We start from the raw sequence: 15,526 nt of genomic DNA, 5'->3' as shown, positions 1-15,526 counted from the left end.
TCCTCCTCGCGCCTTCGCGCCTTCGCGCGAGATTGATCCCCGACCGCGCATGGCGCACTGGAATCGCGACTGGACAGGACGCCGTCGCTCAGGCCCCTCATCCCGGACGCGTTCCGGTATCCACGCTCCCGCAAGCGCCGAGGCCGTTGCTTACGCGGCGCGGTGGATGCCGGGACGAGCCCGGCATGACGGAGGATCGGATCGAAACGCTACCCTCCTGTCACCCCCGCCCCAGCCGCACCCGCACCGCCTGCTTCAGCACCGCGCGGCGCAGCTGCTTGTCGGTCACGCCCGCCGGCGTGTCCCACCAGCCGTCCGCCTGCATCGCCTGGGCCGCCGCGGCGAAGCGGCGGACGATCTCCGCGAACAGCGCATCGTCGATGTCGAGCGAGAAGATCAGCCGCCCGGTGCCGACCCAGCTCAGCGCCAGCCCCTCGGCGCGGAGGTAATATTGCAGCATCCAGTTATAGGCCGCCGGCCGCGTATAGGTGATCGTCCAGATCGACTGGAGATGCGCGGCGCGCACCGGCACCTCGGCCTCGGCCAGCGCGGCGTTGAACCGCGCCGCCCGCGCGTCCCATCGCGCGTCCAGCCCGTCGTACAGTGCGCGGACCTCCGGCGTCTCCAGCCGCTGGAGGAAGGCGTTCATCGCTCCCATGACATAGGGATGCGCGTTGAAGGTGCCGCGCGCGAAGCAGATGTCGGCCGGGCGGTCATCCCGGAACCGCTTCATCAGCGCCGCCTTGCCTGCCAGCACCCCGACCGGCAGCCCGCCGCCCAGCGTCTTGCCATAGGTGACGAGGTCGGGGCGTACCCCGAAATATTCCGCCGCCCCGCCCGGCGCGAGGCGGAAGCCGACGAACACCTCGTCGAAGATCAGGACGATGCCGTTGGTCCGGCAGGTCTCGGCCAGCCGGTGCAGCCAGTCGCGATAGGCGGCGAGGTCCGTTCCGGCGCTGCGGCCGCTATCGGTCAGCTGTCCGTCCGAGGGCGCGGCGCGGTTGGGATGCAGCGCCTGCAACGGATTGACCAGCACGCAGGCGATATCCTCGCGCGTCGCCAATACCTTGAGCGTCCGGTCGGAGAGCTCGGCCAGGGTCAGCGTGCGGTCGGCGGGCACCGGGTTGCCGATCCCCGGCTGCACCTCGCCCCACCAGCCGTGATAGGCGCCGGCGAAGCGGACGATCCGCGCGCGCCCGGTATGGTAGCGGGCAAGCCGCACCGCCTGCATCACCGCCTCGGTGCCGGACATGTGGAAGGACAGCTCGTCCATCCCGGACAGAGCGGTGAGCCGACGGATATTGTCGGCCACGACCGGATGGTAGACGCCCAGCACCGGCCCCAGCCCCTCGACCATTTGCGCGCCCGCCGCGATCGTGTCCTTGTAGAAGTCGTAGCCGAACAGATTGACGCCGTAGGAACCGGTCAGGTCGATCAGCCGGTTGCCGTCCAGATCCTCCACCCACGGCCCCTCGGACCGGATCAGGAAGGCGCCGGTCCCCAGCGTCTCGCGCACCCGCGCGCTGAACGGGAAGGGGACGCGATAGGCCCCGGTGAATTGCAGGTCCGACAGTCCGGCCCGCGCTTCGCGAGTCAGCGCCAGCGTCTGCGCGAACCGCTCGGCGTAGAGCGTGCCCAGCCGCTCGAAGCCCGCCCGTCGCCGCGCCGCGACGCTCTCGTCTGCGCCGTCGGCGGCGAAGAAGCGGGCCTCGTCATGGCTGAAATAGGGGATCTGCCCGGCGATCCGCTTGGCCATGCGGACATGGCCGCCGAGCGAGGGATGTTTCGCCCGCGACAGAGCGAGGCGGCGACGCCCCTTGGTCAGGGCCAGGGTTCCGGCGGAGACGGCGGCGACGCCGAGGACGATCGGGTTCATGCCGCCTTCCACCTCAATGTGGTGACACCGCTATGACAGCTGCCAAGCCTGCAAAGACCAACGCCTTTGTCCGCCTGTTCCTGCAGGAGGACCTCAACTTCCTCGTCACCAACCGCCTGCCGCGGCGCTGGGCGACGCAGATGGTCGGGCGGCTGGCGCGGGTCGAGCATCCGCTCGTCGCGCAGCCCGCCATCGCTGCCTGGCGCTTCTTCGCGGGGGTCGACCTGTCGGATTCGGTCGCGACCCGGTTTCGCTCGTTGCGCGAGGGCTTCACCCGCGCGCTCAGGCCGGGGGCGCGGGTGTTCGACCCCGATCCGGCGCTGCTCGCCAGTCCGTGCGACGCGGTGGTCGGCGCGCATGGCCGGGTGGCGGACGGCGCGGCGTGGCAGGTCAAGGGCTATCCCTACCGGCTCGACGAACTGATCCCCGATCCCGCGGTCGCGTCACGCTTCGCCGATGGCAGCTTCGTGACGCTGCGGCTGACGGCGGGCATGTACCATCGCTTCCACGCGCCCTGCGACCTGACGGTGGAGGGGGTGACCTATTGGTCGGGCGACTGCTGGAACGTCAATCCGATCGCGCTCAAGCGCGTGGAGCGGCTGTTCTGCCGCAACGAGCGCGCGGTGATCGAGGCGCGCACTCCTGCGGGCGCGCCGCTGCTGCTCGTGCCGGTCGCCGCGATCCTCGTCGCGAGCATCCGTCTCCATGCGATCGATCCGGCGGCAACGCTGCGCGACCTCGGCTCGGGCCGGCGCGTGGCGTGCGACGCGGCGGTGGCGAAGGGCGAGGAGCTGGGCTGGTTCGAGCATGGCTCGACCATCATCGTCTTCATCCCCGCAGGCTGGTCGCTGCACCCCGATCTGGCCGAGGGGCAGGAGATCCGCGCCGGCCAGCGACTGGCCGTCATGGCCTGACGGGCGGGACGATGCGGACGGAGGAAATGGCGGAGAGGGTGGGATTCGAACCCACGGTGCCCGTGAAGGCACGCCGCATTTCGAGTGCGGTACAATCGACCACTCTGCCACCTCTCCGCAGAAGGACTGGAGAGCCGTGAAAAGGCCCGCCTGCCGGTCGAGGGCGGGCCTGTAACGCAAGGCTTGGCGCAGCACAAGCGCCCGCGCGCTTGTTCGTTACGGTTCCTGTGCCTAAATACAGGCCATGCCCGAATCCTCCGCTTCCACCCCCGCCGCCGAGACCGCGGCGGCCGATCGCGTGGCGGCTGCGCCCGTGGTGGCGCCGCCGATCGCCCATGCGCGCTTCACCATCGGCGATGTCGTGCGGCACCGGATGTTCGACTTTCGCGGTGTCGTGTTCGATATCGATCCCGTCTTCTCGAATACCGAAGAATGGTATGAGGCCATTCCGGAATCGATCCGTCCGCGCCGCGATCAGCCCTTCTACCACCTGCTCGCCGAGAATATCGAATCGAGCTATGTCGCCTATGTCAGCCAGCAGAACCTGATCGCGGACGACAGCGACGAGCCTGTCGATCATCCGGCGATCTCCGGCCTGTTCACCGGCTTTGCGGATGGACGCTACCGGTTGCGGCAGGAACACCGCCACTGATGCCGAGCGGCATGGGGCCGAACTGAGCGTCCCTCGGATCCTCATACTGTCACCCCGGCGAAGGCCGGGGCCCAGTTGGAAAGTCAGGAGTGATCGGGCGTGACGCCTTCTTAGGTGCTATCGCGCCACTCGGCCACGCGTTTCGCCGGGGTGACGAAGAAGGCGAGGGATCGTCAGCTCGTCAACGTCCGTACGAGATCCAGATCGGCCGGCTTGTCCACGTCCACCGCCGCCAGCCCGAAGGGCGACGCGACCGCCGCCGCCCGCAATCCCGCCCGCGCGCCGAGATGCGCCAGCGCCTCGCCGAGCGTCAGCCGGCCCAGCAGATAGCGCAGCAGCAATCCCGGCCCCAGCCGTCGCACGATCCGCCACGGTCGCTTCCGATCGGCCTCCACCGCCTGCCACAGCCCGATCGCGCCCGCCGCGGCCGGGGTCGCGAGCAGGAACAGGTTGCATCCGGACCAATCCCCATCGGCGAAGCGCAGCCACGTCCGCCGGGTCGCCGGCGCCGCCGCCTCCACCACATCGCGCCGGGCGAGCAGCACCGCGACATCCGCTCCCGTCGGCGCATCCGCCCGGAAACGGCGGACCCATTCGGCCTCGAGCAGCGCGTGGTCGGCCGTCGTGACGAGCAGCGGCGTACCGAGCGCTGCCAGAGCCGCGCCTACGCTGGCGCTGGGTCCAGCTTCGGGCGGCAGCACGGTCAGCCCCAGCCGCTCCGCCTCGGCGACCACCGCGGGGTGATCGGCAGAGACCGCGATCGGGGACAGTCCGGCCGCGTCCAGTGCGCCCGCAACCCGCGCGAGCAGGGTCTCGCCGCCCAGCACGATCAATGCCTTGTGCGCCACCCCGGCATAGGTGGCCACCGGATCGACCGCGCCCGACCGCGACCCGGCGAGGATCAGCGCCGCGCTCATCGCCGCCGCTCGCGCCACACCCGCAGCAGCACGCCGGGCGCGGCGAGGATCGGGTGGCGCTCGCGGAAGGCGGTCAGCGGCACGCGCACGCCGGTATGCCGCTCCACCTTCCACGCGCCATAGGCGCCCGCACCCTCGAACGTCCAGGCCGCCCGCACGAGGCGGACGATGTTGAGCGGCCGTCCCAGCCGCCGCCGCCGCGCCCATAGCGCCTGCCAGCGCATCCGCTCCTGCGGGTCGATCGCCAGCGTCAGCCGCTCGCCCTCACGGGTGAACGCGATCCCCGCCGCCTTCCACGCCAGCGGCAGCAGCGCCTGATACCGGCCGGCGCCATGCTGGAGGATCTGTTCCTCGCGCCCGGCAGCCTCGACGCGCAGCTCGGCGGCATAGGTCTGGCGGAACAGCGCGCGCCAGAAGTCCGCCGCCTCGCCGGCCTCCGGCCCTAGCACTGCGGCGAAGCGCGCCGCGGTGATCGCCGCCGCCGCCACCGCGCCCGTCACCGCCGTCCTCGCCGCCTCGTCGCGCGTCCAGACCAGCGCGGCGGGCTGGACGAAGCGCGTCCAGATCGTCGTGTCGATCGAGAGGCCGCCCGCCGCCGCCGCGAAGGTCGCCAGGCGCATCGTCGCGATCTTGGCGCGCAGCGTCGTTCCGGCACGGGCGAATTCGCGATAGCCGACGCGCGGCCATAGCCCACGCTCTCGCGGCCCCTCGGTCAGGACGTAGAAGTCGAGGACGCCGTCGAGCGAGCCGGTGCGCAGGTTGCTGCCGTAGAACAGCACGGCGACCGTGCCGGGGGCGCTCGCCAGGGCCGCGGCGATGCCATGGACCTCGGCGGGGACGGGCGCGGCGAGCGCGGTGGAGATAAAAGCGTCGAGCGCGGTGCTCACGGCACGACGAAGCACAACAGCGGTCCCTGACCGACGGTGAGCGTACCGCCCGCAAACAGCTCGCCGTCGAGGATATATCCCGTCTCCGGCGCCACCTCGAAGCCTGCGACGTCGCGGCGGCGATAGCCTGCCTGTTCGAGCCATGCGGCCTCGGATCCGCTCAGGATCGCGGGCACCGCCAGGGACATCCAGCGCGGCGGTGCATCGACCGCCATCAGCTTCAGGCCCTCGCGTACCCGGCCGAAGGGCTTGAGGCCGGCAGGCATCCGCTGCAGCGTCGAGGCGAGCAGCATGTAGAGGGGCGCCCGCTCGACCGGGGAGGCGAAGAGGCGCAGGTCCATCGCCTCGCCGGCGCGCCAGCTGTTGCGCCGGCTGCCGAACAGCGTCAGCGTGATCGCCCAGGCAAGCGCCAGCCCGACCGCGATGGTGTTGAACGCGCCCCAGCGATGGGTGTGTTGCGCCAGCGCCGTCGCCTTCACGAAGGCGCCGGCGCCCAGCAGGAAGCCACGCATCGGCATCGCTTCGCCCACGGCCTGCACCTCGATTGGGCGGCGGGTCTCCAGCCGTCCGTTCGCGACCGCCGCCACCGCATCCGCGAGCGACCAGCCAGTCGGGAGGCCGAGGTCGATCGCCAGCGCGTTGGTCTTGCCCGACGGGATGACCGCGATCGCCGGCCATGCGCCGCGCCACAGGTCGCCGGCCGCGGTCAGCACGTCGCGCACCGTGCCGTCGCCGCCATCGATCACCAGCAGGTCGATGCCGCGCGCCGCGAAGTCGGTCAGAACCTCCGCCAGGTCTTCCATCGTGCGCGGCGCCGTCACGATCACCCGGTCGGCACCCGGAGTGCCGGCGGCATAGGCAGCGCCGTGGTTGCGGTGCGCGCGTGGATTGCAGACGATGCCGATCGTCAGCCCGTCCGGCGCGACGAAGGCCGGCGCGGGCTTCAGCCGCGTGCCGACATCGGCTTCGACGCCGACGAAGGACAGGCAGTTAGCGGGCAGCAGCGGCGGCATGACGTAGCGCTAACTTCATCGGACGCACGGGGCCAGTTATTTGTTCTCGTCCCGAAATCATCAGCGGCCGTACCGCATCTTCATGCGCACCGTGCTGCCGCCGGCGGGCAGGGGGAAACGGGCCGCCGCAAAGCTCGGTAGTCCGATCTTGGTGGGCGCGTCGTTCGAGAAGCCATAGCCTTCCTTGGGCATCCACAAGGTCCGGTTGAAATCGTGATCGGCATTCTCGTCGTGATATTGCGCGATCGCATAATGGCCGGGCGGCAGCCAGAAGCATCCGGTGGTCACCGGCAGCCGCGCCGGCACGCGGATGCGCAGCAGCTTGGCGCCCTTGGCGAGCCAGCGGCGGCGATCGTCGGGATAGACGGTGAAGGCGACCTCGCCCTGGGCGTTGTGGAGATCGGTGGCCTCCACGTTCAGCCGGACCGCGCCGTTGCCCGGCGTACCCGCGCATTGCTGCGCTGCGGCGGGGCCGGCGGCAGCCAGCATCGCGAGAGGAACAAGGAACAGGGTGCGGGTCATGACGTTCACCTCGAATGAACGCCGGCCGGAAACCATGGGTCCCGATCGCCGGCGCCTTCTCCGTCTGCGCGGAGACCGGTCAGCGCTGACGGGCCAGCCGGATCGCAGCCGCGGCCATCAGCAGCACTACCCCCGCCGAGCCGGCGGCGACGCCGATCGCGACGCCGGTCGCGCCCAGCCGCGGGATCAGCAGCAGGGCGGAACCGACCATCAGCACGACACCCGCCGCGCGAATCGCGAAGACGGTGCCCGCCCGTTGCAGTGCGGTCATCACCGTATCGACCGCGACGGTGGCGAAATCGAGGCAACCGGCCAGCGCCAGCCACAAAAGGATCGGCCAGGCGCCGCGAAAGTCCTTCCCGCCGACCAGGCTCAACACCGGCTTGCCGATCAGCAGCACCACCAGCATGATCGCCAGCGCCGCCGCGGCCGAGGCGAGGAAGAGCCGGCCGAGCAGCTTGCCGAGCGCGGCGGGCTCTGCGGTGCGGACGGTCCGGACCATCTCCGGAAAGGCGGCGCGGCTGACCATCTGCGACAGCTTGGCGAGCGCCTGGGCCAGCTGCGAGGCGAGGCGGAAGGCGCCCGCCGCCGCCAGGCCCGCACCCGCGCCGACCATCAGGAGCGGCACCTGCTTGCTCGACAGGCCGAGCGTCGCGCTGGCATTGGTCGACAAAGCGAAGCGGACGAGGCCGGGATGCTCGCGTCCCAGATGCCGGCTCCCGGCACCGCGGCGCATCAGCGCGAGATCGCCGTCGCGCGCGACGAACGCCCAATAGGTCACCGCGGTCAGCACCTCCGCCGCACCCCAGGCGACCAGAAAGCCCTGTACGGTCGGATGGATCAGGGCGACGAGGACCGCGCCGACGAAGCGCGTCACCGGCGCGACGCTGTCCGCGATGGCGCCGAGCGAGAATTTGTCGCGCAGGCGCAGGATGCCGAGCGGGGTCGATCGGATCGTGAGCAGCTGCACGACCGCGAAGATCAGCGTCGCGCGCTTCAGCGTCGCGCCGATCCCCATCATCTCGCCGCACGCTTCCAGGATGATCCACGCCAGGATCGCGCCGACGATCGCGCTGCCCAGATCGAGCAGCGCGGTGCCGCGGAACAGCCGGGCGAGCGCGGGCTGGTCGTCGGCGGCCAGCGGCGCGGTGCCGTATTGGACGATGATCTGCCAGCTCTGGAAGGTGACGAGCGCCGCCAGCGTCTGTGCCGCGCCGATGATCAGCGCGAAGCGGCCGAACCCCGCGACGCCCAGCGAGCGGGTGGCGATGCCGAGATAGAAGAGCGACAGCACCGCGATCACCCCGCGGCTCGCGAGCAGCCAGCCGAGATTGCGCGCCACCGCGCGCCGCATCTCGGCGAAGGTGCCGGTGGCGGGCGTGCCGGTGGCCGGCGGGACCGAAGCGGGCGGGGGAAGCATCGAAGGTCCGTTATGGGGCGGGAAGTCCACGCGCTCAATGATCCAGAACAAGGCTCGTCAGAACCCGTGCGGCGCGACGGCCGGCGGGCTCCCCGGTGATGCTGAAGGTGCGGCCGAACAGGTCGCGCTGCACGGCCGCATAGCGGTCGGCATGGCGCGCCCAGGCGACGTCGAGCGCGGCGGGCAGGTCTGCGGCGCGGGCGATCACGTCGCCCGCCTGCCAGTGCGCGTAATCGGGATCGCCCTGCCAGTCGGTGCGGTGGACGTCGAGGAACAGGCAGGGGCGGGGCGTGCGCAGAAACTCGTATACCTGGCTGCTGACATCGCCCAGATACAGGTCCGCCGCCTCGACATAGGTCATGTCGGTCGAGGCGGTGCTGCCCAGGTCGGCATGGATGTGCGGCGCGGCGAGCAGCGCCGGATCGATCCGGCCCGGCCGGTCGATGCGCAGGCGATCGATGCTGATCGCGATCCGGCGGTGGAACAGCATGACATGCGGCGCGAAGATCACATTGTAGCGGTCCTGTCGCAGGAACCAATCGAGCACCTGGCGCCCCTGCGCATACCAGGAGGACAGATGCGGCGAGACGTGCGGGTTGTAGAGGATGGTCGGGCGGCCGTTCGCCTGCATCGGCAGCCGCGCGGCGCGGGGCGGGAACAGGTCGAACTTGGGATAGCCGGTGATGCTGATCCGCTCGGGTGCGACCCCGGCGTCGGCGATCAGCCGGTCGCGGATCTTGGGTCCTGCCGCGAGGACATGGTCGAATCTGGCGGTCACGGCATTGAATCCGATCGCGCGGTCGCCCGCGCCGTGATCGGCGAGGATGATCGGGAGGGAAAGGCCGTAGCGCGTCTTGAGGATCAGTGAGGTACGCTCGCTCACCACCAAGGCCTCGAGCCCGCGGAAGAAGTCCAGATGGTCGCGATAGACGAGCAGCTTGCGCGCCGGCACCAATGCGCCCAGCGCCCGCTCCAAACCGCGGCCGAGCGCCGAGTCCACGCCCAGCGACACGATCTCCAGCCGGTCATGCCCCATCAGCGCCCCCAGCCGCCGGATCTCGGCGGCGAGCGCCGGCGTGGTCGCGGCGAGCACGGGCTGCACCGGTCCTCCGGCCTCGATCAGCGCCAGCGCGATCGGCAGGCTGTGCGCGACCTGATGCACCTGATCGTGATTGTAGAGGAAGCCGACGCGCCTGATCGGGGACCGATCCGATCCTCCCGCCGGCGGGGGCGGAGACGGTGAAGGGTCACCCACGCGCCAGAAACCCCATGATAGCGTCCGCCGCCCGCGCCGCGGCATCGCGATGATCCCCCAGCGACGCGGCGGCCAGCGCCGCCTGACGCTCGGCATAGAGATGATGCCGACGCGGCGCCGCGCGGATCGTCTCCATCAGCCGGGCCGGATCGTCCACCACGTCGCCCAGGTGCCAGTGCGCGAAGCTCGGGTCGTCGCGCCAGTCGATCCCGTGCGCGTTGAGGAAGACGCAGGGGCGCGGAGTGGCGAGGAATTCATAGACCTGGCTGCTGACGTCGCCGACATAGATGTCGGCCGCGGCGACATAGCTGGTATCGACCGCTCGATCCGAGCCGGTATCGACCAGCACATTGGCCGTGCTGCGCGCCTCCCAGCGGGCGCGATATTCGGGCGTGCGGCGGCGAAACAGCTTCACATGCGGCGCGACGATCAGGTTGCGCGCCGGTTCCGCCGCGAACCCCGCCAGCAGCGGCTCGACGAAGCGATACCAGCTCGTCAGCTTCGGCTCCTTGTGGGGATTGTAGAGCACGGTCGGGCCGCTGCCGGACAGCCGCACCGGGTCCGCATCGCGCAGCTTCTCGCCCGTCTCCAGTTTGACCGAGCCCGTCAGTGCATAGTCGCCCGGCCGGATCAGCCCCTCGCGCAGCATCCGCGCCTCGGTCTTGCGCCCGGCGACGAGCACGAAGTCGAAGGTCGCGATGCGCGGGATGAAGCCTCGCGCCCGGTCGCCGAAGCCGTGCGGGCTGTAGATCAGCCTGGGCCGGCGCACCCCCAGCCGCCGTACCGCGGCCACCGTGTTCTCGACCGCGAAGATCGCGTCGAAGCCGTCGAGCGTGCGGCGATTGTCGCGCAGCACATTGTCCTTGAACATGCCGAGCCGCCGCAGCCGTTGCAGTCCGCGGGTCAGCGGCGAGCGATGCAGCCGGCGATAGTCGCCCGCCGGCGCCCCCCAGGCCGCACGTACCCGCTCCAGGTGATGGACCGTCTCGGGCTCGTTGTAGAAGGACGTGACCTGCACCCCGGGCCGGCGCGCGAGTTCGAGCGCGATCGCCGCACCGTGATACACCTGATAGGCTTCGGCGATGTAGACGAAGGCGATGTTCAAGGGGCTGTACGGGTCCGAAAGGGCAGGGCAGGCGACCTAAAGCGGGATCATGTTCGGATTGGGGCGGAAAAGCGAGGGGCCGTGTGCGCCCTCCCGCTGCTGCGGCCGCGCTGCCCGATGCCGCCCTCGCTACGTTCGTCGTCGCAGCACAGGCTGGGGTCTCTGGCCACCCGCGCGCTCCCGATCGCCAGATCACGGCCTTGCGCCGGGACGACCGAGAAGCCGGGCCCGCATCAGCAATGTTTCACGTGGAACATTTAGCGAACATTTGTCTGTCCTACACGCCGGCGAATCGGTTAGCCGGGCCGCCTTCCAACAACGATGGAGGGCAGGGACCATGGATGTTGACGGGCTGATCGATGCGGTGATCGCGCGGGAGGGCGGTTACGCCCGGAACCCGGCCGACCGGGGCGGCGCGACGCGCTGGGGCGTGAGCGAGCCGGTGGCGCGGGCGCAGGGATGGCAGGGGCCGATGCGCGCGCTGCCGCGCGAGGAGGCGAAGGCGATCTATCGCCGCATCTACTGGCTGCGGCCGCGACTGGACTATGTCGCCGACCGCGCCCCGCGGATCGCGGCCGAGCTGTTCGACACCGGGGTCAACATGGGACCGCCGGTCGCCATCACCTTTCTCCAGCGGGCCCTCAACGCGCTCAACCGCAACCGCGCCGATTATGTCGACGTCGCGGTGGACGGGCGGATCGGGCCGGCGACGCTGGCCGCGCTCGACGCCTTTCTGGCGGTGCGCGCACCGGGCGGCGAGGCGGTGCTGCTCAAGGCGATCGAGGCGTTGCAGGGCGAACGCTATCTCGCCCTCGCCGAGCGGCGGCCGGCGAACGAGGCGTTCCTCTATGGCTGGCTCGCCAACCGGATCGGCGGGGAGGCACGCCTATGAGCCCCGATCCGCGTTTGAGCTATCGCGCCTTCCTGTCGGTGGTCGCAGCGACGCTGATCGTCGCGCTGGCGCCCATCGTCGTCAGCGGCATCCTCGGCAAGTCGCTGCCCGAGGCGCTGATCGCGACGTCCGACAAGGTGACGACCGGGCTGGTCACGCTGCTGGGCACGATCGGCGGCCTGATGTTCCGGCAGGTACCTCCGTCCGATCCTGGACGGCCGCAATGAGCCTGCGCTTCGCCGCGGCGCTGGCGCTGCTGGCGACGGGCTGTGCGGGCGACCGGGTGTCGCGGGCCGAGGCGACGCTGGCGGCGGTACAGGCGCGCTACGCGGCCGTACACCGGACGGCGCTGCTCTTCGCGCCCTTCCTCCCGCCCGACCGGGCCGCCCGCGTGCGGGCGCTTGCCGATCTGGTCGAACTGACGCTCGCCGCCGCCCGCGCCGCGACCGGGTTCGCCGACCGCGCTGCTGCGATCGAGCGCGCCGCCGCGGCCGCCGACGCCTACCGTGCCGCCGCCGGCGGCTGATCCCACCCTTCACCGGAGTTGCCGGATATGCTGATCCTTGCCGAGGACCTGTCCTCCTTCACCCTTGCCGCGGGCGAGCCCTTCATCCTCGACTTGGTGCCGTTCGCCGCCGACGGTACGCGGGAGCCGCTCGCCAAACGCGGCTTCGTCCTGTCCTTTCACGACGACGAGCGGCAGGTCGTGACCGCCATCGACGGCGTCGCGACCAGCGCTGCGGACGGCACGCTGGTCCGCTTCGCGCGCGACGGGACCCTGTCGGAGGCGCTGTACGGTCAGTCGCTGACCGTCGAACTGGCCGAACGCCTGCCGACGGGCCGCGACGTGATTGCCGCCGGCCGGCTCGTCGTCGTCACCTCGGCCGAGGGCGTGGCGCCGCTCGCCGACAGCGCCACGAGCGTCTGGGCGACCCACCTCGCGGTCCGCACCGACGCGACCGGTCGCCGCAGCTTCGCCGTGTCGCAAGCGCCGTCGACCGGCGTCCCGCCGGCCATCGCGAAACCGACCGTTTCGCTCTCGGCGGCGTTGTCGCTGCCGGAGGGGGACAGCGGCACCCGCGCCTTCACCTATACCGTGACCCGCTCGGCCAGCAGCGGCGCGGTCGGGGTCGCCTGGACCTTTGCCGCCGGGCAGACCAGCGCCGACGATTTTGCCGGCAGCTCCTATCCCAAGGGCGGCACGGTGGCGCTGGCGGACGGCGCGGCGAGCGGCAGCTTCACGGTCGAGGTCGCGGGCGACACGCAATATGAGCCCGACGAGAGCTTCACCGTCGCGATCGTGCCTCCGCCGGGCTATGCCGGCGGCAGCGCGGTCAGCGCGACCGGTACGATCCTGAACGACGATCCTGCGCCGCTCCCCGGCTTCGCGGCCAATGGCGCGACCAACGCCGCGCTGCGGGCGGCGGTGGCTCGCGTCCGGGCGGGTACCGGACGCGGACGGATCGTCTGGAAGGGCGATAGCGTCACGGTCGGCCAGGGCGCCGGCACCAGCGCCGATCCGCATTATCTCACCGGCGCGCGGGCGAAGCGCATCCCGGCCGTGCTCGCGACGCTATTGAGCCAGGGCGGCACGCGCACGCTCGACGGCGCGGTGGTCGCCGACCACGCCATCGCCAAGCTGACCGGCCTGTCGGTCGCCGCCTACGACCCGCGCATCGTCTTCCCGGCCGATGGCTGGCGGGTGATCGACGCGCCGGCGCTGGCGGGGGGCGGTTTCTGGGCGCCGCACAGCAGCGGCTGGCAGTTCACGCCGGAAGGGAATGTCGATAGTTTCGAAGTGGTGGTCTACCAGTCGAACGACGAGACCTATGGCTTCGCGATCGACGGCAAGCCGCCCGCCGGCGGCGCGGCGACGCTGGTGACCAAGGCGGACAGCGGGTTCGTCCGTCATGTCCTGAAGGCAGCGGATAGCGGCAGCCACACGCTGACCATCACCGGCGCGCAGGGCCATGGCGCGCTGCGCTCGGTCGCTGCCTATGCGGCGGGCGCGGCCGCGCTCGACATGAGCGTCCATGCCGCGCTCGGCGCCCGCACCGCGCAGCAGGCGGCGACGGGGAGCGGCTGGAGCAACCGCGAGGCACTGGTCTTCGACGCGCCCGACCTGACCATCGTGATGCTGGGCCTCAACGATATGGCGGCGGCGGTCGCGGCGACCGACTATGCCACTGGCCTGGCGTCGATCGTGGAGGCGGCGAAAGCCTCGGGCGACGTCCTTCTCGTCTTTCCGCCGCCTGCCGCCGGCGACTATAACCGCAACGTCGTCGCGATGCGCGACGCGGCGGCGGGCGTCGCCGCGAAGGCCGGCATCGCCTTCTTCAGCCTGTACGATTATTACGGGCCGTTCTCGTCCACGCTGGCGGCCCGGATGGCCGATGGCGAGGTCCACCCCCGGGCCGAGTTTGCCGCAGAGATCGCCGGCCTGCTCCGCGACGCGCTGCGCCGCATGGCGCCGGGGATCGGATGATCCCTTTCGTCGCCCCGGCCTGCGTCGGGGCGACGGCCCTACCGTCAGCCGGCGACCCCTACAGGCACGCCTCCAGATAGGCCTGGTCGAACCCGAACTGCTTGGCCTTGTCCAGCGTGTAGGGCCGGAGGCCCATCGACCGGTATTCGCCCACGATCTTGCCGTCGGCGCTCTCGTCCAGATACTCGAACTTGAACAGTTCCTGCGTCACGATCACCGGCCCTTCCATGCCGATCACCTCGGTGACGTTGGTGACGCGGCGGCTGCCGTCGCGCAGGCGCTTGACTTGGATGATCATGTCGACCGAGTCGGCGATCTGGCGGCTGATCGCCTCCTTGGGCACCTTGATGTCCGACATCATCACCATGTTCTCCATACGCGCCAGCGCCTCGCGTGGGCTGTTGGAGTGGAGGGTGCACATCGATCCGTCGTGGCCGGTGTTCATCGCGGCGAGCATGTCGAAACACTCGCTGCCGCGGATCTCGCCCAGGATGATCCGGTCCGGCCGCATACGCAGCGCGTTCTTGACGAGGTCGCGGATGCTGATCTCGCCCTGACCCTCCAGATTGGCGGGGCGGGTTTCCAGCGGCAGCCAGTGCGGCTGCTGCAAGCGAAGCTCGGCCGCGTCCTCGATCGTCAGCACGCGCTCGCCGGGGTCGATCATCTTCGACAGGGCGTTGAGCATCGTCGTCTTGCCCGAGCCGGTACCGCCCGAGATGACGACGTTGAACCGGCTCGCGCCCGCGATCTTCAGCGCGGTCGCCATCTTCGGCGACATACTGCCGAAGCCCGCCATCATGTCGAGCGTGATCGGCTTGGCGGAGAATTTACGGATCGAGATGGCGGTGCCGCGCAGCGAGAGCGGCGGCACGATGACGTTGACGCGGCTGCCGTCCTTCAACCGGGCGTCGGCGAGCGGCGTGGTCTGGTCGACGCGGCGACCAACGGAATTCACGATCCGCTGCGCGATCTGGAACAGATGCTCCTCGTCGCGGAACTGGATCGGCGCGATCTCCAGCTTGCCCTTGCGCTCGACATAGGTCTGTTCGGGGCCGTTGACCATGATGTCGCTGATCGCCGGATCGGCCAGCAGCTCCTCGAGCGGTCCGAGGCCCAGCAGCTCGTCGACCAGCACCTTCTCGAGCGCGAACTGTTCGCGCCGGTTGAGCGTCAGCTTCAGCTCGGCGAGCACCTCGCCGATGATCGGCCGGAATTCCTCGGCCAGCTCGTCCTTGCCCAGCGTTGCCGCCGCTTCGGGGTCGACGCGCTCCAGCAGGCGGGGGAGGACCTGCTCCTTGATCTTGTGGACGGAGGCCTCGAATCCCTCGACCCGGCTCGACCCCGCCTCGCCGGACTGGGCCTGGCGGTCGGCGAGGCGCTGCATCGCGTCCATCTGCCCGGCCGGCGTGCCGAGCGGATCGACCTCGGTCAGGATCGAGGGGATCTCGGCGACCGCCGCGCCAGCCTCGTCGCGCGGTGCAGGACCGCCACCGTGCATCGGTCGCGCCACGCCGAAGGCGGGCCGCGCCGCTTGTCCGCCACCGATACCGCTACGCCGTCCGAACGCGCTGCTCATGCCATTCCTCGT

Annotated in this window: 15 protein-coding genes and 1 tRNA gene; 6 read left to right on the top strand and 10 right to left on the bottom strand. The window is 70.6% G+C overall.

The window, feature by feature from the left end:
* Window positions 1-220: 220 nt before the first annotated feature.
* Window positions 221-1,876 carry an aminotransferase class III-fold pyridoxal phosphate-dependent enzyme gene (locus IEX18_RS02875; RefSeq protein WP_188657139.1) on the bottom strand — a complete coding sequence of 552 codons (1,656 nt, stop codon included), beginning with the start codon at window positions 1,874-1,876 and terminating at the stop codon, window positions 221-223.
* A gap of 32 nt (window positions 1,877-1,908) precedes the next feature.
* Between IEX18_RS02875 and asd the strand changes: the two genes are divergently transcribed.
* On the top strand, window positions 1,909-2,790 hold the full coding sequence (gene asd / locus IEX18_RS02870) for an archaetidylserine decarboxylase (RefSeq protein ID WP_188657138.1): 882 nt from the start codon (window positions 1,909-1,911) through the stop codon (window positions 2,788-2,790).
* 27 nt (window positions 2,791-2,817) lie between these two features.
* On the opposite strand, the gene IEX18_RS02865 is transcribed toward asd, so the two are convergent.
* A tRNA-Ser gene (locus IEX18_RS02865) sits at window positions 2,818-2,907 on the bottom strand.
* A 127-nt stretch (window positions 2,908-3,034) separates the two neighbouring features.
* Between IEX18_RS02865 and hspQ the strand changes: the two genes are divergently transcribed.
* On the top strand, window positions 3,035-3,442 hold the full coding sequence (hspQ, locus tag IEX18_RS02860) for a heat shock protein HspQ (RefSeq protein ID WP_188657137.1): 408 nt from the start codon (window positions 3,035-3,037) through the stop codon (window positions 3,440-3,442).
* Between the two features lie 173 nt (window positions 3,443-3,615).
* On the opposite strand, the gene IEX18_RS02855 is transcribed toward hspQ, so the two are convergent.
* The 7 genes from IEX18_RS02855 to IEX18_RS02825 all read right to left on the bottom strand — a co-directional run bounded on the left by IEX18_RS02855 (window position 3,616) and on the right by IEX18_RS02825 (window position 10,561).
* Window positions 3,616-4,359 (bottom strand): nucleotidyltransferase family protein, encoded by a 744-nt coding sequence (locus tag IEX18_RS02855; RefSeq protein ID WP_188657136.1) that lies wholly within the window; start codon window positions 4,357-4,359, stop codon window positions 3,616-3,618.
* Entirely contained in the window at window positions 4,356-5,246 is an 891-nt protein-coding gene (locus tag IEX18_RS02850) for a hypothetical protein (RefSeq protein WP_188657135.1), read from the bottom strand. Before IEX18_RS02850 ends, IEX18_RS02855 begins: the two co-directional genes overlap by 4 nt.
* A complete protein-coding gene (locus IEX18_RS02845) occupies window positions 5,243-6,259 on the bottom strand; it encodes a diacylglycerol/lipid kinase family protein (RefSeq protein WP_188657134.1) in 1,017 nt (338 codons plus the stop codon). Before IEX18_RS02845 ends, IEX18_RS02850 begins: the two co-directional genes overlap by 4 nt.
* A 60-nt stretch (window positions 6,260-6,319) precedes the next feature.
* Window positions 6,320-6,781, bottom strand: coding sequence for a DUF2141 domain-containing protein (locus IEX18_RS02840; protein ID WP_229664325.1), 462 nt, complete (start codon window positions 6,779-6,781; stop codon window positions 6,320-6,322).
* 79 nt (window positions 6,782-6,860) lie between these two features.
* The gene (locus IEX18_RS02835; protein ID WP_229664324.1) at window positions 6,861-8,201 is read right to left on the bottom strand and encodes a lipopolysaccharide biosynthesis protein; all 1,341 of its coding nucleotides are present in this window, start codon (window positions 8,199-8,201) and stop codon (window positions 6,861-6,863) included.
* A gap of 34 nt (window positions 8,202-8,235) precedes the next feature.
* A complete protein-coding gene (locus IEX18_RS02830; RefSeq protein ID WP_229664323.1) occupies window positions 8,236-9,363 on the bottom strand; it encodes a CDP-glycerol glycerophosphotransferase family protein in 1,128 nt (375 codons plus the stop codon).
* An 85-nt stretch (window positions 9,364-9,448) separates the two neighbouring features.
* Window positions 9,449-10,561 carry a CDP-glycerol glycerophosphotransferase family protein gene (locus tag IEX18_RS02825; protein ID WP_188657133.1) on the bottom strand — a complete coding sequence of 371 codons (1,113 nt, stop codon included), beginning with the start codon at window positions 10,559-10,561 and terminating at the stop codon, window positions 9,449-9,451.
* Between the two features lie 337 nt (window positions 10,562-10,898).
* Here IEX18_RS02825 and IEX18_RS02820 point away from each other — a divergent pair, with 337 nt between their 5' ends.
* From IEX18_RS02820 to IEX18_RS02805, 4 genes are read left to right on the top strand one after another with little or no spacing between them, the layout of a single operon-like run.
* The gene (locus IEX18_RS02820; RefSeq protein ID WP_188657132.1) at window positions 10,899-11,453 is read left to right on the top strand and encodes a glycoside hydrolase family 108 protein; all 555 of its coding nucleotides are present in this window, start codon (window positions 10,899-10,901) and stop codon (window positions 11,451-11,453) included.
* The gene (locus IEX18_RS02815; RefSeq protein ID WP_188657131.1) at window positions 11,450-11,680 is read left to right on the top strand and encodes a hypothetical protein; all 231 of its coding nucleotides are present in this window, start codon (window positions 11,450-11,452) and stop codon (window positions 11,678-11,680) included. Before IEX18_RS02820 ends, IEX18_RS02815 begins: the two co-directional genes overlap by 4 nt.
* On the top strand, window positions 11,677-11,979 hold the full coding sequence (locus IEX18_RS02810) for a hypothetical protein (RefSeq protein ID WP_188657130.1): 303 nt from the start codon (window positions 11,677-11,679) through the stop codon (window positions 11,977-11,979). The genes IEX18_RS02815 and IEX18_RS02810 overlap by 4 nt, the downstream gene beginning before the upstream one ends.
* A gap of 27 nt (window positions 11,980-12,006) precedes the next feature.
* The gene (locus IEX18_RS02805; protein ID WP_188657129.1) at window positions 12,007-13,938 is read left to right on the top strand and encodes a GDSL-type esterase/lipase family protein; all 1,932 of its coding nucleotides are present in this window, start codon (window positions 12,007-12,009) and stop codon (window positions 13,936-13,938) included.
* Between the two features lie 58 nt (window positions 13,939-13,996).
* On the opposite strand, the gene IEX18_RS02800 is transcribed toward IEX18_RS02805, so the two are convergent.
* Window positions 13,997-15,514, bottom strand: coding sequence for a TadA family conjugal transfer-associated ATPase (locus tag IEX18_RS02800; RefSeq protein ID WP_188657128.1), 1,518 nt, complete (start codon window positions 15,512-15,514; stop codon window positions 13,997-13,999).
* Window positions 15,515-15,526: the final 12 nt, after the last annotated feature.

The sequence above is a fragment of the Sphingomonas metalli genome (assembly GCF_014641735.1).
Classification (GTDB): Bacteria; Pseudomonadota; Alphaproteobacteria; order Sphingomonadales; family Sphingomonadaceae; genus Sphingomonas; species Sphingomonas metalli.
This window is presented reverse-complemented; position numbering and strand designations above follow the sequence as displayed.